Annotated in this window: 20 protein-coding genes and 1 riboswitch; of the genes, 7 read left to right on the top strand and 13 right to left on the bottom strand. The window is 65.7% G+C overall.

Going from position 1 to position 20,417, the window contains the following annotated elements:
• Window positions 1-21: 21 nt before the first annotated feature.
• Window positions 22-744 carry a ribonuclease PH gene (gene rph / locus DOM67_RS01750; protein ID WP_110673949.1) on the bottom strand — a complete coding sequence of 241 codons (723 nt, stop codon included), beginning with the start codon at window positions 742-744 and terminating at the stop codon, window positions 22-24.
• A 214-nt stretch (window positions 745-958) separates the two neighbouring features.
• On the opposite strand from rph, the gene DOM67_RS01745 reads away from it, so the two are divergent.
• Window positions 959-1,822, top strand: a complete 864-nt coding sequence (locus DOM67_RS01745) for a YicC/YloC family endoribonuclease (RefSeq protein ID WP_110673948.1) — start codon at window positions 959-961, stop codon at window positions 1,820-1,822.
• Between the two features lie 115 nt (window positions 1,823-1,937).
• On the opposite strand, the gene DOM67_RS01740 is transcribed toward DOM67_RS01745, so the two are convergent.
• From DOM67_RS01740 to chrA, 4 genes are all read right to left on the bottom strand, one after another.
• The gene (locus tag DOM67_RS01740; protein ID WP_110673947.1) at window positions 1,938-2,273 is read right to left on the bottom strand and encodes a DUF190 domain-containing protein; all 336 of its coding nucleotides are present in this window, start codon (window positions 2,271-2,273) and stop codon (window positions 1,938-1,940) included.
• A 60-nt stretch (window positions 2,274-2,333) separates the two neighbouring features.
• Window positions 2,334-2,861 (bottom strand): inorganic diphosphatase, encoded by a 528-nt coding sequence (gene ppa, locus DOM67_RS01735; protein ID WP_110673946.1) that lies wholly within the window; start codon window positions 2,859-2,861, stop codon window positions 2,334-2,336.
• A 31-nt stretch (window positions 2,862-2,892) separates the two neighbouring features.
• Window positions 2,893-4,197 carry a phosphopyruvate hydratase gene (gene eno, locus DOM67_RS01730; protein ID WP_110673945.1) on the bottom strand — a complete coding sequence of 435 codons (1,305 nt, stop codon included), beginning with the start codon at window positions 4,195-4,197 and terminating at the stop codon, window positions 2,893-2,895.
• Window positions 4,198-4,257: 60 nt separating this feature from the next.
• A riboswitch (Fluoride riboswitch) is annotated at window positions 4,258-4,320 on the bottom strand.
• An 82-nt stretch (window positions 4,321-4,402) separates the two neighbouring features.
• On the bottom strand, window positions 4,403-5,605 hold the full coding sequence (gene chrA, locus DOM67_RS01725; RefSeq protein WP_110673944.1) for a chromate efflux transporter: 1,203 nt from the start codon (window positions 5,603-5,605) through the stop codon (window positions 4,403-4,405).
• Between the two features lie 496 nt (window positions 5,606-6,101).
• On the opposite strand from chrA, the gene DOM67_RS01720 reads away from it, so the two are divergent.
• The gene (locus DOM67_RS01720) at window positions 6,102-7,262 is read left to right on the top strand and encodes a carbohydrate porin (RefSeq protein WP_157958768.1); all 1,161 of its coding nucleotides are present in this window, start codon (window positions 6,102-6,104) and stop codon (window positions 7,260-7,262) included.
• Here the strand turns inward: DOM67_RS01720 and DOM67_RS19720 are convergent.
• The gene (locus DOM67_RS19720; protein ID WP_157958767.1) at window positions 7,253-7,483 is read right to left on the bottom strand and encodes a hypothetical protein; all 231 of its coding nucleotides are present in this window, start codon (window positions 7,481-7,483) and stop codon (window positions 7,253-7,255) included. The genes DOM67_RS01720 and DOM67_RS19720 overlap by 10 nt on opposite strands.
• Window positions 7,484-7,800: 317 nt before the next feature.
• Between DOM67_RS19720 and dsbD the strand changes: the two genes are divergently transcribed.
• From dsbD to dsbG, 3 genes are all read left to right on the top strand, one after another.
• A complete protein-coding gene (gene dsbD / locus DOM67_RS01715) occupies window positions 7,801-9,693 on the top strand; it encodes a protein-disulfide reductase DsbD (RefSeq protein ID WP_110673942.1) in 1,893 nt (630 codons plus the stop codon).
• Between the two features lie 2 nt (window positions 9,694-9,695).
• Window positions 9,696-10,520, top strand: a complete 825-nt coding sequence (locus DOM67_RS01710) for a redoxin family protein (RefSeq protein WP_110673941.1) — start codon at window positions 9,696-9,698, stop codon at window positions 10,518-10,520.
• A 68-nt stretch (window positions 10,521-10,588) separates the two neighbouring features.
• On the top strand, window positions 10,589-11,371 hold the full coding sequence (dsbG, locus tag DOM67_RS01705) for a thiol:disulfide interchange protein DsbG (protein ID WP_232825102.1): 783 nt from the start codon (window positions 10,589-10,591) through the stop codon (window positions 11,369-11,371).
• Window positions 11,372-11,454: 83 nt separating this feature from the next.
• Here the strand turns inward: dsbG and DOM67_RS01700 are convergent, their stop codons facing one another.
• From DOM67_RS01700 to DOM67_RS01670, 7 genes are all read right to left on the bottom strand, one after another.
• Complete coding sequence (locus DOM67_RS01700) at window positions 11,455-12,759, bottom strand: sensor histidine kinase (RefSeq protein WP_110673939.1); 1,305 nt, start codon at window positions 12,757-12,759, stop codon at window positions 11,455-11,457.
• Window positions 12,756-13,451: a response regulator gene (locus tag DOM67_RS01695; RefSeq protein WP_110673938.1), complete on the bottom strand. Its 696-nt coding sequence runs from the start codon at window positions 13,449-13,451 to the stop codon at window positions 12,756-12,758. The genes DOM67_RS01700 and DOM67_RS01695 overlap by 4 nt, the downstream gene beginning before the upstream one ends.
• Before the next feature lie 75 nt (window positions 13,452-13,526).
• On the bottom strand, window positions 13,527-13,940 hold the full coding sequence (locus DOM67_RS01690) for a DUF6691 family protein (protein WP_110673937.1): 414 nt from the start codon (window positions 13,938-13,940) through the stop codon (window positions 13,527-13,529).
• Entirely contained in the window at window positions 13,937-14,413 is a 477-nt protein-coding gene (locus tag DOM67_RS01685; protein WP_110673936.1) for a YeeE/YedE family protein, read from the bottom strand. Before DOM67_RS01685 ends, DOM67_RS01690 begins: the two co-directional genes overlap by 4 nt.
• A 43-nt stretch (window positions 14,414-14,456) precedes the next feature.
• Window positions 14,457-16,247 (bottom strand): sulfate permease, encoded by a 1,791-nt coding sequence (gene sulP, locus DOM67_RS01680; protein WP_110673935.1) that lies wholly within the window; start codon window positions 16,245-16,247, stop codon window positions 14,457-14,459.
• A 52-nt stretch (window positions 16,248-16,299) separates the two neighbouring features.
• Window positions 16,300-17,562: an FAD/NAD(P)-binding oxidoreductase gene (locus DOM67_RS01675; RefSeq protein ID WP_110673934.1), complete on the bottom strand. Its 1,263-nt coding sequence runs from the start codon at window positions 17,560-17,562 to the stop codon at window positions 16,300-16,302.
• A 66-nt stretch (window positions 17,563-17,628) separates the two neighbouring features.
• A complete protein-coding gene (locus DOM67_RS01670) occupies window positions 17,629-18,543 on the bottom strand; it encodes an MBL fold metallo-hydrolase (protein WP_110673933.1) in 915 nt (304 codons plus the stop codon).
• A gap of 612 nt (window positions 18,544-19,155) precedes the next feature.
• Between DOM67_RS01670 and DOM67_RS01665 the strand changes: the two genes are divergently transcribed.
• Together DOM67_RS01665 and DOM67_RS01660 are read left to right on the top strand one after the other, a co-directional pair.
• Window positions 19,156-19,611, top strand: a complete 456-nt coding sequence (locus DOM67_RS01665) for an NUDIX domain-containing protein (protein ID WP_110673932.1) — start codon at window positions 19,156-19,158, stop codon at window positions 19,609-19,611.
• Window positions 19,612-19,645: 34 nt separating this feature from the next.
• Window positions 19,646-20,209 (top strand): AAA family ATPase, encoded by a 564-nt coding sequence (locus DOM67_RS01660; protein ID WP_110673931.1) that lies wholly within the window; start codon window positions 19,646-19,648, stop codon window positions 20,207-20,209.
• The last annotated feature ends 208 nt before the right edge of the window (window positions 20,210-20,417 follow it).

Genomic DNA, 20,417 nt, shown 5'->3' with positions numbered 1-20,417 from the left:
GAGCGGCGCGCCGTGGCGCGTTCAGCGACGGACGCCGAGCACCTCGCGCTGCTTGTCGAACAGGGTCTGGCAGCCGCCCTCGGCAAGATCGAGCATGGCATTGAGTTCGGCACGCGAGAATGCCTCGGCCTCAGCGGTGCCCTGCACCTCGATCAGCTTGCCATCCTCGGTCATCACCACGTTCATGTCGGTGTCGGCGGCGCTGTCCTCGGGGTAGTCCAGATCGAGCACCGGGGTGTTCTTGTAGACCCCGACCGAGATCGAGCTGACCAGCTGGCGAAAGGGGTCAGACTTGATCAGCTTCTTGCGCTGCATGTGCTGCAGCGCCTCGACCAGCGCCACGCAGGCACCGGTGATCGAGGCGGTACGCGTGCCGCCGTCGGCCTGGAGTACGTCGCAGTCCACGGTGATGGTGAATTCACCCAGCTTCTTCAGATCCACCGCCGCGCGCAGGCTGCGGCCGATCAGGCGCTGGATCTCCAGCGTGCGGCCACCCTGCTTGCCGCGCGCCGCCTCACGCCCGCCGCGGGTATGGGTGGCGCGGGGCAGCATGCCGTACTCGGCGGTGACCCAGCCCTGGTTCTTGCCGCGCAGCCAGCGCGGCACGCCGGCCTCGACGCTGGCGTTGCAGAGCACCTGGGTGTCACCGAAGCTCACCAGCACCGAGCCCTCGGCGTGGCGGGTGAAACCGCGGGTCAGCGTGACCTCGCGGGGCTGGTCGGGGCGTCGTCCACTCGGGCGCATGAAAGCCTCATCGAAAACCTATGAATTGAGACGCCACATTCTACCCGAGTGTGCGACGAATTCCCCGCCGGCCCGCCCTTCTCCCGCGGTGGCGATGCGCTACACTCGACCCCCACGCGATCTCACGCCGAGCGTGACGCTGTCCAAGCCAGAGACTGTCTGCGCACTAGACGCGACGCAAGACCCAGATGCCCCATGCGCTCAAGGACTTCCCATGCCCCATAGCATGACCGCTTTCTCCCGCCAGACCCATGATGCCGAGTGGGGCAGCCTGCAGCTCGAACTGCGCTCGGTGAACCAGCGCTATCTGGAGCCGCACTTCCGGCTCGCCGACGCGCTGCGCGACCTCGAACCGGCCTACCGCGACGCCCTGCGCCAGCGGCTTTCGCGGGGCAAGGTGGAGTGCACGCTACGCTTCGAACCGGCGGAGGGCGGCGCCACCCCGGAGATCAATGATGCCCAGTTGGCAGCGCTGGCCCAGGCCCTCGGCCAGGTACGCCAGACGCTGCCGGAAGCGCCGATGCCCAATGCGCTCGAGCTGCTCGCCCACCCCGGTGTGATGGCGAGCCAGCGCCTCGATCTGGACGCGGTCAAGGCCACCGCCCTGGCGCTGTTCGAGACCGCACTGACGGATCTGGAGAGCGGGCGTGCCCGCGAGGGCGAGCGTCTGGCGGCGCTGATCCGCGAGCGCCTGGACGGCGTACGCGAACAGATCGCCAGCGTGCGCGCGCACTTGCCCACGATGCTCGAACGCCAGCGCGCCCTGCTGCTCGAACGTCTGGAGAGCGCCCGCGCCGAGCTCGACCCGCAGCGGCTGGAAGCGGAGATGGTCCTGGTGGCCCAGAAGGCCGATGTCGCCGAAGAGCTAGACCGCCTGGAGACCCATGTCGGCGAGGTCGAGCGTCAGCTCAGACAGAAGGGGCCCATCGGCCGGCGGCTTGACTTCCTGATGCAGGAACTCAACCGCGAAGCCAACACCCTCTCCTCCAAGGCCGTGGTCGCCGAGACGACTCGCTGCGCGGTGGAACTGAAGGTGCTGATCGAACAGATGCGCGAGCAGATTCAGAATATCGAGTAGCGCCAAGGCGCTAGGGGTTGTGCGAAAAGTCGACGTGCCAGGCAGTTTCCGTACACAGCCTGGCGCGGACATCTACGACTGCGGCGAGCCAGCCATGCGAGAAGGGCTCCCGGCCTCAGCCGTTGTGTTCGTTCAGTTGACCGAAATGGACGGGGCGGCAGAGGCAAAATACCGGGGCGCCGGTGGCTTCGATGGCGTCGATGAAGCGCTCAGCCGCTTCCTCTCCCAGGGCGTAGATGAGCTCGACCGGCTGATCCGCCAGCTCGAAGAAATGGGCGGCGTGCATCCGGCCATCTTCTCCCACGCCCTCGACATCGCGACGCCAGGTCATCCGGGTGATACCGTGCGCTTCTGCCGTGTCCGTCACCAGATCCACGACACGCTTGCCCTCGTGACGGCGTGATTCCGGCACAATGAACGTGACTTCGTAACCGCTTTTCAGACGTTGCATATCTTCACCTCCCAGCCGGGCGGCCTGTCGCAGACCGTCCGGCTGACATGGTCGTCCGACCTATGCCTGGTAGCGCTCGACGGACGAGACGATCTCCTGACGCGCCTGGTCGAGATCCCCCCAACCATCCGTGCGTACCCACTTATCCTGTTCCAGCCGCTTGTACTGCTCGAAGAAGTGCACGATGCGCGCCAGTGTCGCGGGCTCCACGTCCTGCCAGCGGTGGATATTGTCATACAGCGGCGTCAAGTCGCTGTGCGGCACCGCCAGAATCTTGGTATCCGTCCCGTGCTCATCGGTCATGCGCAGCATGCCAATGGGGCGGCTGCGAATCACCACGCCGGGGTCCAGCGGACAGGGCGTCAGCACCAGCACGTCGATCGGGTCACCATCTTCGCTCAGGGTCTGAGGAATGAAGCCGTAGTTGGCTGGATAGACCATCGATGTCGACAGAAAACGGTCCACGAACAGGGTACCGCTGGGCTTGTGGCCTTCGTATTTGATAGGGCGGTGATTGACGGGTATTTCAATCACGACGTTGATGTCGTCCGGAATCGACTGGCCGGCTGCAATCAGGTCATAACTCATGGCATGACTCCCTCTACAGAGTGATGAACGTTCAGGCACTGCGCGTGCGGAAAGTCCCACGGCCGGCGAAGCTCGCCTGGCTGCCCAGTTCGTGTTCTATCCGCAGCAGTTGGTTGAACTTGGCGACCCGTTCGCTACGACAGCCCGATCCGGTTTTCATGTGCCCACAGCCGATCGCCACGGCCAGATCGGCAATGAAGGTATCCTCGCTGTCTCCGGATCGGTGGGAGAGATAGCAGCCGTAACCATGGCGATTGGCCAGGGCCACGCAGTCGAGGGTTTCGGTGACGGTGCCGATCTGGTTGGGCTTGATCAGCACCGAGTTGGCGACACCCCGATCGATGGCGCGCTGAAGCAATTCAGGGTTGGTGCACAGCAGATCGTCGCCGACCAGCTCCACCCGGCCTGCGAGCTGCCGCGTCAGTGTTTCCCAGCCGGCCCAGTCCTCCTCGCCCAGCGGGTCCTCGAGCAACAGGATCGGGTAGCGATCCAGCCACGCCTGCCACAGTTCGATCATCTCGTCGGCACTACGCAGGGCGTTGTCCGAATGACTGAACCAATACCCCCCGGTGTCGGCCATTTCGCTGGCCGCGGGGTCCAGCGCCAGTGAAATATCCTCGCCGGGGCGATACCCGGCCGCCTCGATGGCTTGGAGGATCAGCTCTACCGCCTGTTCGTTGCTCGTCAGCATCGGCGCGAATCCGCCTTCGTCACCGATCCCGGTGCCGAGGCCACTATCGGCCAGCAGGGTCTTGAGCGCATGGAAGGTCTCTTCCCCCATCCGAATCGCCTCGGCAAAAGAACTCGCCTGGTGGGGCACGATCTTGAACTCCTGGATATCCAGGTTGTTGCTGGCGTGCCGACCGCCGTTGATGACGTTCAGGCACGGCACCGGCAGCAGATGCGCGTTGCTCCCCCCCAGGTAGCGATAGAGCGGCTGGTGGTGATGACTGGCGGCGGCGCGGGTCAGCGCCATCGATACGGCCAGGATGGCGTTGGCACCCAGCTGCGATTTGCTGTCGGTGCCGTCGAGTTCGCACATGAGGCGATCCAGCCGACGCTGTTCGTCGGCCCGCTGGCCGATCAGTGCCGGGGCGATCAGATCGTTGATGTTGGCCACCGCCTTGAGCACGCCACGCCCCTGATAGCGAGCGGGGTCATCGTCACGCAGCTCGACGGCTTCACGACAGCCGGTAGAGGCGCCCGAGGGCACGATGGCGCGGCCGCTGGAGCCATCGTTGAGGGTCACGCAGGCCTCCACGGTGGGATTACCGCGGGAATCCAAAACTTCGAGGGCGAAAAGCGAAGAGATATGACAGGCAGGTTGTGCTGGCATGATGCCGCTCCTGAACATTCGCGAAAATGCCGCCAGCGATCACGCTGGGCAAGCTTCACGGGTTGAACAGGCATCATCAGCCGAAATGGCGGTTAAAGGAGGAATGCCATCTCCTTATTCCAACGTAGCACCCCCCTGACCTCCGCGCCAGGATGAATCGACAGCCTGTTGCGTGAACAGGTCGCGATCGCTTCGCGCCTCAGGCTCAACCCACGAGTCCGATACCCACCGCGGCCGCGACGAGCAGCACGACCACCCGCCACGCCGGCCAGTGGCAGCGCGTCAGCAGCCCAAAGCCCAGCGCTGCCAGGACGATATCCAGCGGCGCGACGATGGCGCTCTGCCAGATCGGGTCATACAGCGCCGCTGCGAGGATACCGACCACGGCGGCGTTGGTGCCCTGGATCAGCCGCTGCGCACTGGCCGAGGCGCGCAGCCGCTCCCAGTGGGGCAGCACACCGATCAACAGCAGCATGCCAGGTAGAAAGATCATGACCGTGGCCAGCGCCGCCAGCAGCCAGCCGTGAGTACCGGGGGCCATCGCCGCGCCCAGATAGGCGGCAAAGGTGAACAGCGGCCCCGGCACCGCCTGCGCCATGCCGTAGCCGGTGACGAAAACGCTCTGGGTGACCCAGCCGGGCTCGACCACCGCGGCCTCCAGCAGCGGTAGCACCACATGCCCGCCACCGAAGACCAGCGCACCAACGCGGTAGAAGGCCGCCATCACCGCAATCACCGCCCCGCCCCCTGACGCCGCCATCAGCGGCAACAGCAGCAGCAGTACCAAGAACACGATCAGCGCCGGCAGGCTCCAGCGCCGCGAGGGTGTCAGAGGGTGGGCGCTGGCCAGCATCGGCACCGGGCGGCAGCGCCACAGGCCGATGCCCGCGCCCATCATGATGGCGCCCAACTGACCGGCGGCGCCACCGAGCAGCAGCGCCAGGCACAGGGCGATCAGCGCAATGGCAGCGCGGATCAGGTCGGGACAGAGCTTGCCGGCCATGCCCCAGACCGCGTGGGCGACCACCGCGACCGCCACCAACTTGAGGCCATGGAGCAGCGCCTGACCGAGCTCACCCCCTAGAGCCGAGGCGCCGGCGGCGAACAGCACCAGCGCCACGGCAGAAGGCAACGTGAAGGCGCACCAGGCGACGAGCGCACCGGGCAGGCCGCCGCGGCGCAGGCCGATGGCAAAACCGACCTGGCTGCTGGCAGGCCCGGGCAGGAACTGGCACAGCGCAACCAGGTCGGCGAAGTCCGACTCGCCGAGCCAGCGTCGGCGCACCACGAACGCCTCGCGGAAGTAGCCCAGGTGCGCCACGGGCCCACCGAAGGAGGTGATCCCCAGCCAGAGAAAGATGCGGAATAGCTCCCCCAGGTGGGCAGCGGAGGCTTTGGGCGTGTGCATATGGCTCGCGCTTCGACGACGGTTCCTCCAGCCGCCACGGCAGCGCGCCGGGCGACTCCCGATCCCGGCTGGCCGGGGCAACGGCACTATCTCAGGTTCGGCAAACACCCGCCACAGTGCCACGGCGCCGGCCATCCGCCCCGTCGTGGGGCATCGAAATACGAGACTGTTTCGCTAGAGGAAGCCATTTCGTAACCAAATGTAAACAAAGCAGGCGCCAAATACACTCCCGTGTAACAAGCGGGCGGAAAGGCCATGCCCAGTCAGCGACGGCCGCTGGCGCCCCATGCGCTCACGGTACCGAATCAAGACACGCAGACGCCGCACACCGACAACAAGAGCAAAGAGACGCAGGGAAAAGAGAGCAAGAGGAAGGGAGCTGCCGACAGGGGCCGGCAGCTCGAAGATCGCCCGGGCGTGCAGGCCCGAACGATCACATGGCGCCCCATCACCCACCAGGCATCACAACACACCAGTTGGAAACGGGAATACACCGATGAAAAGCATAGCACACGATAGCCGCCTGCCATTGGCGGCCCTGGGCCTGCTGACGCTGGCACTGACCTCCACGGCGCACGCCGACCTGCGTCAAGAGACCGACGATGGTTACCTTTCCCTCGGCGGCGACGTGGAGCTGAATATCAACGCGCAGAACAACCAGACCGCGTCCGGCCCACTCTTCTCCGGCGATGCTGCCAAGAATCACGACGAGTATGACCAGGATGGCCGCATCCGGCTGACGTTCAAGGGCGAAAAACGCCACGCCGGTTACTATGCAAACTTCAAGGCGCAGCCGACGGTAAAAACCGCCGGCAAGATGGGCGTCGACGACGCCTGGCTGGCATTGGGCAACGACGCCGGCACACAGATGAAGATCGGACGCTTCAAGGCCTTCAACCTGTTCCCCAAGGGGCAGGACGTCTTCGTCAAATATAGCGGCGATACCTCGGACAGCCTCTATCGTGACGGGCGCGGCTATATCTACCAAGCCAAAGAAGCCCGAGGGCGTGCCGGCGATGCCGGGCAGGTGATGTTCAGCCAGAAAAGCGGCGACTTCTACGCCGAGATCTCGACCCTGTTCGGCGATCGCCGCGATCTGTTCGGCTCCAAGACCTATCACGGCTACAAGATCGACCCCAAGGACAACGCCAAGGACTTCTTCATGGTACGCCCGGTCGTCGCCTGGACCCCGGGCCCCTGGACGCTGGCTGCCGGCCTCGAAACCAATCTGGTCAACGACGCCCTGGTCGACGCCAACGGCACCGACATCAGCGACCGCCACGGCTACGCCACGCGCCTCTCCTACGCCGACGGCGAATGGACGCTGAACGCCAACCTGGCCTACATGGACGCCCCGGACGAAAAGGACTTCACGCTGGGGCTGAACGCGCTGTGGAACGATTTTGGCCTCGGCTATATCCACGCCCGCAACGACATCGATAACGTCAGCGAAAACGCCGACAGCGACAAGCTCATCTCCATGGCGGGCCGCTACAAGATCGACACCGTCTACACCTCCTACCGCTTCAGCGACGTGATGTCGCTCAAGGGTATGGAGATCTACCCGGGCGCCTACTACAGCCATCTCCGCCACGACGGTTCAGACAAGGCCGTGGACCGCTATGGCGTGCGGGTACGCTTCAAGTACTACTTCTGAGGTCCCAGTCGTCCCCTGGGGATGACAGGTATCGCCGCAGGCTGGCCAGGGAAGGCCGCCTTGCCGCTCTCTCTCGCTTGCCCTTCTCTCTTGCCCTTCCCTCTTGCTAGCCCCGCCACCCAGTGGCCCGGCGCCAGCCGGCGCGCCAGCCACCAACCCACCACCAGCGCCACCAGAAACGCCGCCAGCGAGCCCGAACCAGGCACTCGATAGATCCACACTCATATCTCCTTGGATAGCGTTCGCTGCGCTACGATACCCCTCTCTACTCCGCCGCCGAATGTGCCGCTGCCGGCGTGGCGAGACGGGGGTGACTCAAGGGCGCCGCCCCTCGACCGTGCAGGGCGCACCAGGAGACGCTGACCACCAGCTTCTTGACGGGTGGCGCGGCGCTGCTGACCGGGCTCCTGGTGGTCACCCGCCAGTAGGCTGGTACCGCCGGCTCTCGATATTCAGCGTGTCAAACATCGCTTCATCTTCAGCTCATCTCTCTGGTCCAACCTGCCAGCATCGAAACGAACAGGCACAGGAGTCGAGGATGCCATCTAGCCGGGAACGCTGGGCCGTGGCGCTGGTCCTGTTCGCCATGGCCACGCTGGCCATGGCGCAGGATCCGTTCGGGCAACAGAGCGACTTCCTGCCACCGGACCAGGCCTTCGCACCGACGCTGATACAAGACGGCGACGAGGTGAAAATCGACTGGCAGATCGAGCCCGGTTACTACCTCTATCGCCACAGCTTCTCTGCTCAGGCCGATGAGCGCGAACTGTCGCTCGACATCCCCGAGGGGGAAACCATCGAGGACGAGTATTTCGGCCGTTCCGAGATCTACCGTCATGCGTTGCGCATGACCACGCAGCCCGGGGAAGCCGATACCCTCACCCTTCACTGGCAGGGTTGCGCCGATGCCGGCCTCTGCTATCCACCCCAGCAGCGGACCTTCGATCTGGAGTCGGTCGCCGAGGCCTCGGGAAGCGACACCGCGAACGCGCCATCTGCCACGTCATCATCTGTCGCACCGAGCCCCGATCCCCAGACAGGCGCGGCGATGGCGGAAGATCAGCAGCTAGCGTCGCAGCTCGCCGGTGGCAACGGCATCTGGACGCTGGCAGCGTTCTTCGGCATGGGGCTGCTGTTGACCTTCACGCCTTGCGTGCTGCCGATGATCCCCATTCTCTCCAGTCTGATCGTTGGCCAACGTCGCAGCGGAGGGAATCCGCGCACCGCCGGCTTCATGCTCTCACTTGCCTATGTCCTTCCCATGGCCGCGACCTACGCGATACTGGGTGTGGCCGCGGCCATGGCCGGCGCCAATCTGCAGATGCTGTTCCAGAACGTCTGGTTCATCAGCATTTTCTCGGTGCTGTTCGTGGTGCTGGCGCTCGCCATGTTCGGGGCCTTCGAGCTCGAACTGCCACGGGCGCTGCGTCAACGCCTGGATGCGGGGCTGTCGAGACAACGCGGCGGCCGCTTCACGGGCGTCGCTGCCATGGGGGGGCTCTCCGCCCTGCTGGTCGGCCCCTGCATGACCGCTCCTCTCGCCGGCGCCCTGCTCTTCATCGCCGACACCGGCAATCCGTGGTTGGGCGGTGCGGCACTGCTCGCGCTGGGCCTCGGCATGGGCGCCCCGCTGGTGCTGATCGGCACGCTCGGCAGCCAGTTGCTGCCCAGGCCCGGCGCCTGGATGACCCGCGTCAAAGCGCTGTTCGGCTTCGTGCTGCTGGGCATGGCGATCTGGTTCGTCGCCCGAACCCTCTCGGATGCCATCGTTCTTGGCCTGTGGGGCGCACTGGGCCTGGGGGTAGCGATCTCTCTCGTCGCCATGGCGCGTGGTGCCGACCCGAATGGCAATCGCCTGGAAGAGAATAGGACGGGTAGCGTTCTCCCCCTGATGGCGACAACGTGCGCCGCGATCATCGGCTTATGGAGCGTGTTGATCCTGATCGGTGCCGCCGGTGGCGCCAAGGATCCGTGGCACCCCCTATCGGTCTACGTCCCGAGCGGTGTGGCAGCAACCTCGCAGGGTGCCAACGGAGCTGGGCCCATCGCGTTCGACGATGTAAAGGACCTGGCCACGCTCGAACGCCGCGTCCAGGCCAGCGCCAACAGCGGCCAGATGACACTGGTCGAATTCACTGCTGACTGGTGTGTCTCCTGCGAGGTCATCGAACGGGAAGTGTTCAGCGACCCGGCCGTGAAGGATGCTCTCCAGGACGTGCAGCGACTGAGTATCGACGTTACGGATTACGACGCCGAGGGCCAGGCGATCATGCAGCACTTCGGTGTCGTTGGACCACCGACCCTGATGTGGTTCGGCCCCAACGGTCAGGAGCAGCGCAGCGTCCGCATCATCGGCGAGGTGGATGCCGAAGCCTTTCTCGACCGCTATGCGCAAGCCAGACAGCGGGCCAACGAGTCCATGGAGGGCTGACCATGAATCCGCTCGATCGCAGTATCGCTCTGGGGCCCCTGGGCGTGAGTCTGGGTCAGCTTCTGCTGGTCGTGGCCATGATCGTCGCCCTGATCGTAGGTGCTTGGATGGGCCGTCGTCGACAGATCAGCGTCGGCGATGTCCTGTTCAATGCGTTGCTGTTCGGCGTGATGGCTGCACGCATCGTGTTCGTGGCCCGCTACTGGCAGAGCTACGACACGTTCTGGTCCTGGCTAGACATCCGGGATAGCGGGTTCGAGCCACTGGCGGGGCTGGTCATCGCTTTCATCTATCTGGCTTGGCGTTTCTGGCGGCAGCCGGCCATGCGCCGCCCCCTGGGTGCAGCGGTTCTCTCGGGTGCCCTGGCGTGGTCGATGACCGCTGGCGCCCTGACATTGATGACACCCCGCGGGGCGAGCCTGCCCTCGATCCCGCTAGCAGACCTCGATGGTTCGCCGGTGGTTCTGCCCACCGTACTGCAGGAAGTCGACCAACCCATGGTGGTCAATCTCTGGGCGAGCTGGTGCCCGCCCTGTCGTCGTGAGATGCCGATGCTGGAACAGGCCCAGCGAGAGCGGGGCGACGTGTCGTTCGTGTTCGTCAATCAGGGCGAGAGCGTCGAGGTCATCAAGACGTTTCTGCAGCGAGAGTCACTCACGCTCGATCACCTCTATCGCGATCCGAACATGACCTTCGGTCGGAAGGTGGGCGCGGTGGCGATGCCGACCACGCTCTACTACGACGCCGATGGCCAGCTCGTCGACACCCACTTCGGTGAGCTTTCCCGTGCCACGCTCGATCGCAGTCTCGAGCGCTTCGCTCCATGACGCCCCGGACGCGCGTTCAACCCAAGTGCTTCATTCGCCCCGGATATCCAGAAAAGGAGACGACAACGATGCAAGACCACGCCCCCCGAAGGATGCCACTGCGCCTCGCGCTGCCATTGGCCGCCGGTATTGCCCTGGCGACGAGCCTGCCCGCCGCCGCCGGCGACTGGCCCACGCCGATCCAGGCACTCGAGCGGCAGGGCCTCACCATTCACGGTGAATTCGACGCCCCCGGCGGGCTCAAGGGCTACGCTGCCAGCATTCGAGGGCAGAGCGTGGCCGCCTATCTGACGCCGGACGGCGATCATGCCGTCGTCGGCACGCTGATCGACGCCCAGGGCCGCGACGTCTCCGCCGGGCCGCTGGAAAAGCTCGTCGATGGACCAAAGAATGCCGAGCTATGGAAGGCAATGGCGGAGCAACACTGGGTTCGCGAGGGTGATACCGATGCCTCGCGCGTGGTCTACACCTTCAGCGATCCCAACTGCCCCTACTGCCGCAAGTTCTGGCAGGATGCTCAGCCCTGGGTCGAAAGCGGTGATGTGCAGATTCGTCATCTGATGGTGGGCATTCTGAAAGCGGACAGCCCTGAGAAGGCCGCCGCGATCCTGGCGGCAGACGATCCCAGCGCCGCGATCGCCGAGCACTATCGCACCGACGCCATGCCGGACAGCGAAGGAACCGATCAGAGCGAGCGGTGGGTCGCCGACAACACGCAAGTGATGCGCGACGCCCAGCTCCATGCCACACCGGTGATTTTCTATCAGGACGACGATGGCGCGGTGCACAAGGTCATGGGCGCCCCCGCACCGGACAAGCTGCGCACCATCATGGGTAGCGACTCGCCCTGAGCTTTCCTGTCCACCCCTGCTTATCCCCCTTATTCATCCCCCTTATTCATCCCCCCTGCTCACCCTCACCCGCCCCTGGCGAATCAGGCCAGGGGCAGCGAGAGCGTAACCCGCAGCCCGACATCATCGTCGGAGGCGAGCCGCAGGCTCCCGCCGGCCCGAGTGGCGATCGTCTCGACGATGGATAACCCCAGGCCGCTGCCCTGCGGATGATTGCCGCGATGGAAGCGCTCTGTCAGTCGGGCCAGTTCATCGGGCGGGATGGTCTCGCTCCGGTTGGCGATGTCGATCACGGCCATGCCATCCGTCTCGCGTGCCTCGACCTCGATCGGGGTGTCGGGCGAACCGTGACGCATGGCGTTCTCGAGCAGATTGCGCAGCGCGATCACCAGCAACTCCCCGGACAACGCAACGTGAAGCCGACCGACCGACGCGTGCCAGTGGCATCGACCACGACTGCCGGTCTCCACCATCGCGGCCTCCAGGGCGTCGTCAAGCCACGTAGAGTCGACACTCCCCCGAGTGATCTCCTCGCTCTCCATGCGTGCCAGCAACAGCAACTGGTCGAGCGTCTCCGTAAGCCGTCCCACCCCCGCCTCCGCCTGCTGCATCGCCTCCCGGCGGGGATCGCCGTCGACGCGTCGCGCGATCTGCAGATGGGTACGAATCGCGGTCAGCGGCGTGCGCAGTTCATGCGCGGCATCGTCAGTAAAGCGCTGCTCCAACTCCAGCATGCGCCGGGTGCGTGCCAGCAGGGTGTTGAACCCCTCGATCAGTGGGCGAATTTCCCCCGGCAAGCCGCGGATCGGCAGTGCCGAGAGATCGTCGTGATCGCGTGACATCAAGCGCCGCTGCAGCCTCGACAGCGGCGACAGCCCCCGGGTCACGCCCCACCACAGCGCGATCAGACTGCCGATCGACGCGAGCAGAAAGGGATAGAAAGCGGCACGGCGTACTTGGGCCAACAGTGACGCCCGTTCCCGCAGGCGATCCGCCACGGTGATGCGCTTGTCGTCGTCGACCAGGGTATAAACGCGCCAGCGCTGCCCATTGTGATCGCGGTCGCTATAGCCTTCGTCATCGACTGCGAGAACATCGTTCATTTCCGGATGCGTACCCGCCACCACCTGCCCGCGCAGCGAAGACACCCGGCACGCAACACCCTCGAGCGCAGGGATGGTCGATGTCTCGCCCACTTCTTCATCCCAGGCCGCCGCCGGCACGCGATCGAGCAGGCCGGCCACCATTCGCGCCGACTGTGCCAGACGCTGATCCAGCGAACGCTCGAGCTGGGTCGAGAGATCGCGCATCGACCACGCCGCCGTCAGCCCCCAGAGCAGCATCAGCGTGATCCCGAGCGTGGCGACGAGACGCAGCCGCAGGCTCATGAGGGCGTGTCGCCATGCAGTCGCTCGGCGGCGGCAAGCGCGCCGAGACGGTAGCCGACGCCCCGGACCGTCTCGATGACATCGCGTCCCAGCTTGCGACGCAACTGATAGATATGCACGTTGAGGGCGTTGCTCTCGATCTCGTCATCGATGCCGTAAAGGCGATCCTTCAGCTGGTCGGCGCTCAGGACCCGCCCACGCGCCCGCATCAGCGCCTCCAGCAGCATCAGCTCGCGACGCACCAGCGCCACCGGTGCGCCATCCAACGTCACGCTGCGAGCAACGGGGTCCATCGCCAGGTGCCCGTGACGAAGGGAGCGGTCGACCTGCCCGGCGCTGCGGCGCAACAGCGCCTGCAGCCTTGCCGTCAACTCATCAAGGTCGAATGGTTTGACCAGATAATCGTCGGCCCCGCCCTGAAGCCCTTCGACACGACTGGCCACGGCGTCTCTCGCCGTCAGCATCAGTACCGGCATGGCAATACCCGCACGACGCCACTGTTGCAGCAGCGTCAAACCATCGCCGTCAGGCAGACGGCGATCGAGCACCGCGGCATCGTAGTCGATCGCGGCCAGCGCCCCGCGTGCACCGTCCAGCGTGGTCACGGTATCGACGACGAAATCGCTCAGCGCCAGTCCCGCTTCGATGCCGGCCGCCACCGGTACATCGTCCTCCACGAGCAGTACGCGCATGTTTCTCCCGTTTTCACCCGATCCATTCCCGCCACAGTCTGGCGAACGGCGATGATGCCAGGATGAGTTGGCTCCTCAGTGAGCGGGAGAAAGCCGGCGCGCGAGCCACCATCCCACCACCATGGCCGCCAGAAACGCGGCCAGCGGCCCGCTCAGCCCCGGCAGCGAGGCCACTGCCGGCCCCGGGCAGTAGCCGGAGAGCCCCCAGCCGATACCGAAGAGCGCGGCGCCACCCAGCAGACGGGCATCCAGGTCGCGCCGGGTCGGCAGCTGGAACCGCCCCGCCAGCAGCGGCGTGCCGCGGCGCCACACCAGCCGGTAACCGATGAAGGTAGTGACCACGGCACCGCCGAGCACGAAGATCAGGGTCGGGTCCCAGGCGCCGGCGACATCGAGAAAGCCGATCACCCGGGCAGGGTCGGTCATGCCGCTCAGCGCCAGGCCCAGCCCGAACAGTAGTCCGGCGAGATAACCCGCCACGGGCTTCATGCGCCACCTCCCGCCAGATGGCGCACAACGAACACGGTGAGCATCGCCACCAGCAGAAAGACCAGCGTGGCGGCCAGTGAACGTGGAGAAAGACGGGCCAGCCCGCACACCCCGTGGCCGCTGGTGCAGCCACTGCCGAGCCCGGTGCCCAACCCGACCAGCAGCCCGGCGAGCAGCATCGTCGGCGTGCCCGCGAGCGGCGCGCCGATCACCGCGCTGACGCCGTGTGCCATGTCGCCAGGAGACGCCACATTGCCCCAGTCGAGACCCAGCAGCAGCAGTAACGTCGGGCCGGAGACCAGCCCCAGCAGGAACGCCAGCCGCCAGCCGCGGTCGCCGCCGCGCTCGAACAACGCACTGGAGAGAATCCCGCTGATGCCGGCGATCCGACCCAAGAGCCCCATCAGCAGGGTGGCGGAGAGCCCGATCAGCACACCGCCAGCGAGCCCGAACCCGGCACTCGATAGGTCCATCTTCATACCTCCTTGATAGCGTTCATGATCCCGTGAGCCACTTTCACTCCGCCGCCGAATGTGTCGCTGCCGGCGTGGCGAGACAGGGATGACTCAAGGGTGCGGCACCCCGACCATGCAGAGCGCACCAGGCGTCGAAGGTGCTCAGGAAGACCCGGCCGTTGAGCGTCTCCAGCAGCTCGGTACGGCTCAAGCGATCCATCACCGGTCCCTTCACTTCGGCCAGATGCAGCCCGATGCCGCGCTCGCGCAGGCGTCGGTTGAGCGACTCGAGACTCTCCAGCGCGCTGGCATCGATCACGTTGATCGCCTGGCACGCCAGCACCAGGTCATGGGGCGGCGGCGTGCGATTGACCACCGCGGTGACCAGATCTTCCAGATGGCGCACGTTGGCGAAATAGAGGCTCTCGTCGACCCGCAGAATGGCCACTCCGGCATCGGTCTCCACCGCGTGGCGGCGCACGTTGCGGAAGTGCTCGGTCCCCGGAATGCGACCCACCTCGGCGCTGTGGGGCCGGCTGGTGCCGTAGAGATGCAGCGCCAGCGACATGCCCACGCCGACCACGATCCCCACGTCCACGCCCAGGATCAGCGTCGCCAGCGCGGTGGCGGTCATCGCCACACCCTCGCCGCGGGCGTAGCGCCAGACCCGCGCGAACGCCGGCAGATCGATCAGCGACAGGGTGGCAATGACGATCGTCGCCGCCAGGGTCGCCAGCGGCAGCACGCCCAGCCAGGGCGACAGGCACAGCATGGCCAGGGCGATACCCACCGCGGTGAAGGCGCTGGCCGCCGGGGTGCGGGCACCGGCATCGAAGTTGACCACCGAGCGCGAGAAGCCGCCGGTGATCGGCATGCCACCGGTGAAGGCCGCGGCCAGATTGGCACCACCCAGACCGATCAGCTCCTGATCCGGGTCGACCCGCTCGCCGCGGCGCATCGCCAGTGCCTGGGCCACCGAGACCGACTCCACGTAGCCGACGATGCTGATCAGCACCGCCGAGCCCAGCAGCGATTGCCACAGCGCCGGGTCCCACTCGGGCAGGCGCAGCGGCGGCAGCCCGGCGGGAATCGGGCCGATCACCGCGACCTCACCGCCCAGCCAGCCGGCGCCGCCGGCGATGGCGGCGGCCAACGCGATGGTCACGATCGGGCCCAGCTTGACCAGCATGGCGGCCGCCCCCGTGGGTACGCCACAGCGCCCCAGCAGCGCCTTGCCGTGGCGGCGGATCGCCCATAGCAGCGCCAGCGAGCCCAGCCCGACCAGCAATGTCGGCAGGCTCAGCCCCGGTAGCGCCCCGGGCAGCGCCTGAGCCAGCGCCGGCAGCGTGGCCCCGGAGAGCTCGATGCCGAGCAGCGACTTGATCTGGCTCGCCGCGATCAGCAGCCCCGAGGCACTGACGAAGCCGGTCATCACCGGGTGGCTCAGGAAGTTGACCAGAAAGCCCAACCGACACAGCCCCATGATCAGCAGGATCGCCCCGGAGAGCAGCGCCAGCACCAGCGCCGCGGCGATATACGCCGCCGACCCCGCGGGGGCGACCGGTGCCAGGGCCGCGGCGGTCATCAGCGAGACCACCGCCATCGGGCCGACCGAGAGCGTCGCGCTGCTGCCGAGCAGGGTGTAGATCACCAGCGGCACCAGGCTGGCATAGAGCCCCACCACCGGCGGCAGACCGGCGAGCATGGCGTAGGCCAGCGCCTGCGGAATCAGCATCAGCGCGACGATGATCGAGGCGAGCAGATCCTGGCCCAGCAGGCCGGCGTGGTAGTGCCGCCCCCAGTCGAGGATCGGCAGCCAGCGCGCCCACCCGCGCCGAGGCAACGGGGTCATGCGCTCACGGCTCCGCTACCCGCCCGCCGCCGGCTCAGGAACCTGCGCATGCTCACCCCCGCGCCTGCGGCTTGGCCAGCCACTCGCGCCCCTTGAGCAGCAGGTGCCAGTAGATGAAGGGCAACTGCTGCGCCTTGAGGTGCCAGCCGAGCCGGGTCGGCCGGGTGGCCTGGTTGAGCCAGGCGGGAAAGGTCGGCTGCAGCTGGCCGCCGTAGCCGAACTCCGCCAGCACCACCCGGCCGCGCTCCACCGTCAGCGGGCAGGCGCCATACCCCGCATAGCCGGAAGGCATCGGCTTACCATCAAGTGCCGCCAGCAGGTTGTCCGCCACCACCGGCGCCTGCTTGCGCACAGCGGCGGCGGTCTTGGCGTTGCTGGTACCGCTGGCATCGCCAAGACCGAAGACATCCGGGTAACGGTTGTGCTGAAGGGTCTCGGCATCGAGATCGAGCCAGCCACCGGCGTTGGCCAGGGGCGAGTCACGCACCAGCCGTGGCGCGCGCTGGGGCGGCACCACGTGGAGCATATCGAAATCGGTCTCGATCTCCTCGCTGGACTCACCGTCGGTGACGCGAAAGCGCGCTTTCTGGGCCGTACCGTCCACGGCGATGAGATCCTGCTGGAACCGCTTGTGGATGCCATAGCGCTGAACGTAGGCATCCAGCGCCGGCACGAAGTCCGGGACGCCGAACATCACCCCGCCAGCGTTGTGGAAGTTGACCTCGATATCGCCCAGGACGTCCTGCTTTTCCCACTCATGGCAGGCGAGATACATCGCCTTCTGCGGTGCCCCGGCACACTTGATCGGCATCGGCGGCTGGGTGAACAGCGCCTTGCCGCCGCGCATGCCCTGCACCAGCGACCAGGTATAGGGCGCCAGATCGAAGCGGTAGTTGGAAGTGACGCCATGGCTGCCCAGGCTCTCCTCCAGCCCCTCGATCGCCTGCCAGTCGAGTTCCAGACCCGGCGCCACCACCAGCGCCCGGTAGCCGAGCGTCGAACCGTCACCCAGTACCACCTGGCGGGACTCCGGCAACAGGCGTTCGGCGCTGGTCTGGTGCCAGGTGACGAAGCCCGGCATTACCGAGCGCATCGAACGGCGCGTCTGCTCCGGAGTGAAGACGCCACCGCCGACCAGCGTCCAACCGGGCTGATAGAAGTGATCCTGCGCCGGCTCGACGATGGCGATATCGAGATCGGACTGGCGCCGATGCAGGCTCGCCGCGGTGGCGATGCCACCGGCACCGCCGCCGACGATCACCACATCATGGTGCCGGGTGGTGGATGCCGTCGAGGCGTCTGGGGTCTCACTCATGAGGCTGTCTCTCCTGCGGCCTGTACTTGTGTCATATCGATGGGGCGGCGTAGCGAGCGGGCCACCTCACTCCCAGGCCGCGCCCTCCAGCGCATCCAGCGGGATCTTGAGGTAGCGCTTGCCGTTCTCTTCCGGTTCCGGCAGACGGCCGCCGCGCACATTCACCTGCAGCGCATGCAGGATCAGCTTGGGCATCGGCAGCTCGTGATCGCGCTGCTGGCGCAGTGCGACGTACTCCGCCTCGCTGCTCTCGCCCAGGCGATGCTTGTTGTGCTGGCGCTGCTCGCGCACCGTGCTCTCCCACTGCGGCTCGCGGCCGTCGGGCATGTAGTCGTGGCCGGTGAATAGGCGGGTGTCATCGGGCAGGGCGAGAATCGCCTGAATCGAATGCCATAACTGGTGGGCGCTGCCCCCGGGGAAGTCGGCCCGGGCGGTGCCGAAGTCGGGCTGGAACAGGGTGTCGTGGACGAAAGCGGCGTCGCCGATCACATAGGTGACCGAGGCCAGGGTATGCCCCGGCGAGTGCATCACCCGTACCGGCAGTTCGCCCAGGGTGAAGGTCTCGCCATCGCTGAACAGGCGATCCCACTGGCTGCCATCGGTGGGCAGTGCCGGCCAGTTGTAGATGCGCTTCCACAGCGCCTGGACCTCGACCACCTGGGCGCCGATCGCCGTCGGCGCGCCGGTCTTGTCGTGCAGGTAGCGCGCGGCGGAGAAGTGATCGGCGTGAGGGTGGGTATCCAGAACCCACGCCACCTCGAGCCCTTCCCGGGCGATATAGGCGAGCAGCTCATCGGCGTGGTGGGTCGCGGTCGCCCCGGATTTTTCATCGTAGTCGAGCACCGGATCGATGATCGCGCAGCGGCGCGTGGCCGGGTCACTGACGACGTACTGGACGCTGAAGGTGCGCGGGTCGAAGAAACCGGCGACATCGGGCCGGCCGTGTTCCCGATCACCACGGGAGATAGCGAAGGTGTGCATGACGGCTCCTTGGTGGGCGACTTCCTCAGCATAACGCCATTTAAGTTCTAACGTTATACCTTTTTGAAATATAACTTATGCCGTTTTTCCTGCATGGAGACAGGCTTTCCGGTGCCTTGCTGGCCGCCTTGACCTACGACCGGGCCACTGGCGCGCAGCGGAACCGGACGGGCGAGTGACGCTGCGGGCCTTGGCGCTGTGCAAGCGCGCGAGCGCGGGTTTTCGCTTGCCAAAGTGGCCTTCTAGCCAGTCAGAGAGGCCCGATGAAAACAGAAGGTATGGGAATCAATGGGCTATGATGGGCCGAATTGGGCGGCCTCTCAGGGGTGTCGTACAGACGGGTTATCCCGTGGTCGACACTGTTGTCGACGGTATGGCCGGGTGGATTTTGTTCTTTTCGGTTGTGCTGCCGTTGGTGGCACCGCCGATGCTGAGACGGCCTTGTTGAGGCGGCACGACGACAGCTATCGATCGATATCACATCAGATAGCTATCCAGTAGCTGTCGGCCGATATCCCCCGGTGGTCTCTGTTTGAGAAGTCTGCCCTGCTGAGCCCGGCGGCGCATGAGAGGCGCTGCCTGAAGTGTTGTTTCCGTTAGCGGTGGTGAACGATGGAAGTGCGTTACTGCTCCAGATTGATGCTCGTGAACGAACAGAGTGCCTTGTTGCTGTTTCAATACCAGGATGAACATACGTCGTCTGCTTTTTGGGCCACGGCAGGCGGAGAACTGAAACCGGGTGAGTCCTATCTTCAGGCGGCCAGCCGGGAACTGTACGAAGAGACGGGGCTGCGCGAGGAGATCGGGCCGCTGGTGATGGAGCGCGAAGCAGTGTTCGCCGTTGCCCGCTCGCAGCCGGCGTTGTGGCGGGAACGTTATTACCTGGTGCGCTGCCCCAAGACGTCCCAGGTTTTCGCGGCGGATTGGACCGATGAGGAAAAGGCCACCATCCAGCGATGGAAGTGGTGGTCGCAGGAGGCGATGCACGCCGAGGGACGCCAAGCCTTCAAGCCCGAGAACCTGATCGACCTGCTGGCCGATATCATTGAGGGCAAGCCGGCAAAGTGAAGATCCCATCAAAGCACGACAGTGGAGAGCAGGGATGAACAGCGCCTTCGTGATCACCGGGGGCCCCGGCGGCGGCAAGACCACATTGCTGAACGCACTGCAGGAACGCGGATATCGCATTGCACCGGAGGCTGCCCGGCGGATCATCCGGGCCAGATTGGCACAGGGGCTGCCGCCCCGGCCGGACCCGGTCGCTTTCGCCCGGGACATCCTGGCCTCGGACATGGAGCAGCACCGGGCAGCGCAGGCCCATGAGGGCGTTACCTTCTTTGACCGCGGCGTGCTGGACGCGATGTATATGCTGGATATGGCGCATGCCATGACGCGACAGGAGGCGACCGACCTTGTCCAGCGCTTCCCCTACCATAATACCGTGTTCCTTCTGCCCCCCTGGGAGGACATCTACGGCACCGATGCAGAGCGCGACCAGAGCTTCGAGGATGCGGTGCAAGTCTTCGAGGGAATGAGTCGTTGGTACGCAGAGTGGGGTTACCAGACGGTGGAAGTGCCTCGAGTGTCCGTGGAGGAGCGCGTTGCGTTCGTTTTGACAGTCGGACCCGGCCTGGCTCTTGAAGCACGGCCTGGCAAAACCGTCTGACTCGATACAACCGATTCCGGCTATCCACGTAGTTCAGCGGCGAGTATCCATTGCCCGGCATTGATAATGAGGGGCGACGGTGATTGTCTTCGTCCCTCGACAACGCTGTCGCATTGAAGGAAGCCGCGACGGTCATGACCGTCGCGGCTTCTCTGTCTGCCCCCTCTTATAGACGTTGCCCAGGGTTTGTACGAAAAGTCAGCGAGCG

Origin of the sequence: Salinicola sp. RZ23, assembly GCF_003206675.1 — a bacterium.
Lineage (GTDB): Bacteria > Pseudomonadota > Gammaproteobacteria > Pseudomonadales > Halomonadaceae > Salinicola > Salinicola endophyticus.
The sequence above is the reverse complement of the archived record's forward strand: the minus strand, read 5'-3'. Positions and strand labels throughout refer to the sequence as shown.

Bases quoted from the DNA above. Each gene is read 5' to 3' on its own strand.
- chrA (WP_110673944.1), bottom strand. From the start codon at position 5,605: ATGCACACGCCCAAAGCCTCCGCTGCCCACCTGGGGGAGCTATTCCGC.
- DOM67_RS01685 (WP_110673936.1), bottom strand. From the start codon at position 14,413: ATGGACCTATCGAGTGCCGGGTTCGGGCTCGCTGGCGGTGTGCTGATC.
- DOM67_RS01690 (WP_110673937.1), bottom strand. From the start codon at position 13,940: ATGAAGCCCGTGGCGGGTTATCTCGCCGGACTACTGTTCGGGCTGGGC.
- DOM67_RS01660 (WP_110673931.1), top strand. From the start codon at position 19,646: ATGAACAGCGCCTTCGTGATCACCGGGGGCCCCGGCGGCGGCAAGACC.
- DOM67_RS01740 (WP_110673947.1), bottom strand. From the start codon at position 2,273: ATGCAACGTCTGAAAAGCGGTTACGAAGTCACGTTCATTGTGCCGGAA.
- DOM67_RS01700 (WP_110673939.1), bottom strand. From the start codon at position 12,759: ATGAGCCTGCGGCTGCGTCTCGTCGCCACGCTCGGGATCACGCTGATG.
- DOM67_RS01720 (WP_157958768.1), top strand. From the start codon at position 6,102: ATGAAAAGCATAGCACACGATAGCCGCCTGCCATTGGCGGCCCTGGGC.
- DOM67_RS01710 (WP_110673941.1), top strand. From the start codon at position 9,696: ATGAATCCGCTCGATCGCAGTATCGCTCTGGGGCCCCTGGGCGTGAGT.
- DOM67_RS01670 (WP_110673933.1), bottom strand. From the start codon at position 18,543: ATGCACACCTTCGCTATCTCCCGTGGTGATCGGGAACACGGCCGGCCC.
- DOM67_RS01675 (WP_110673934.1), bottom strand. From the start codon at position 17,562: ATGAGTGAGACCCCAGACGCCTCGACGGCATCCACCACCCGGCACCAT.
- ppa (WP_110673946.1), bottom strand. From the start codon at position 2,861: ATGAGTTATGACCTGATTGCAGCCGGCCAGTCGATTCCGGACGACATC.
- DOM67_RS01695 (WP_110673938.1), bottom strand. From the start codon at position 13,451: ATGCGCGTACTGCTCGTGGAGGACGATGTACCGGTGGCGGCCGGCATC.
- sulP (WP_110673935.1), bottom strand. From the start codon at position 16,247: ATGACCCCGTTGCCTCGGCGCGGGTGGGCGCGCTGGCTGCCGATCCTC.
- eno (WP_110673945.1), bottom strand. From the start codon at position 4,197: ATGCCAGCACAACCTGCCTGTCATATCTCTTCGCTTTTCGCCCTCGAA.
- rph (WP_110673949.1), bottom strand. From the start codon at position 744: ATGCGCCCGAGTGGACGACGCCCCGACCAGCCCCGCGAGGTCACGCTG.
- DOM67_RS01665 (WP_110673932.1), top strand. From the start codon at position 19,156: ATGGAAGTGCGTTACTGCTCCAGATTGATGCTCGTGAACGAACAGAGT.
- dsbD (WP_110673942.1), top strand. From the start codon at position 7,801: ATGCCATCTAGCCGGGAACGCTGGGCCGTGGCGCTGGTCCTGTTCGCC.
- dsbG (WP_232825102.1), top strand. From the start codon at position 10,589: ATGCAAGACCACGCCCCCCGAAGGATGCCACTGCGCCTCGCGCTGCCA.
- DOM67_RS01745 (WP_110673948.1), top strand. From the start codon at position 959: ATGCCCCATAGCATGACCGCTTTCTCCCGCCAGACCCATGATGCCGAG.